At 44.6% G+C, this 615-nt stretch carries 1 pseudogene; it reads right to left on the reverse strand.

Annotated elements, in window-relative coordinates:
• A pseudogene (locus tag IE212_RS35335) lies at nt 1-196 on the reverse strand (hypothetical protein); the annotation flags it as partial.
• Between the last annotated feature and the right edge of the window lie 419 nt (nt 197-615).

Here is a 615-nt window from a genome sequence, read left to right on the forward strand (position 1 = left end):
TAGTCTGCATCTTCTGCCCAACCGTATCGAAATATCTCTGTTTCGCACTCTCCAGCCGCTGGGAGATGCTATCTCCAACCCAGCTTTCATTCAAATGACTAAGTTCCGGACGAACATAGTCCAACTCTTTTTCCCTAAAGTTGTGAATCTCGCTCCCCGGCTTCACTGCTTGTACATGAATACTTGTTGCTCCCATAAGTTAACATTTTTGTGACAATCGATAACAGCCGGTGACAGCCGGCTGACAGGGGGTTAAGGGGGCTTGTCCCCTTACACACGTACCCTTTAGGGTGCTAGTGTGCTATCACCATACTGCATAGGTGCGAAGTTAGTGAATGTTTTGTAAATGCACAAATAAAGGGGAAAACATTTGGATTTGCGACAATAAAGTACTACCTTTGTTGCTGACCAAACGGTAGCTGACCGATACGGGAGAGTTACCAAAATACAAGCCGCTGGAGTTAATTGACGGACATCCGACATCCCCAGCGGCTTTATTTTTGCCTATCTGCTTCGTCTAGGCATACCAGTACCTCTACTAAAAATGTACTTCAAAGATACTTATTTTCTACCGACTTGATAGTTTTTACCCCATATTCTTGGACATTTTTCCCC

This window comes from Streptomyces djakartensis, assembly GCF_014651075.1.
In the GTDB taxonomy this organism is placed as follows: domain Bacteria; phylum Actinomycetota; class Actinomycetes; order Streptomycetales; family Streptomycetaceae; genus Streptomyces; species Streptomyces djakartensis.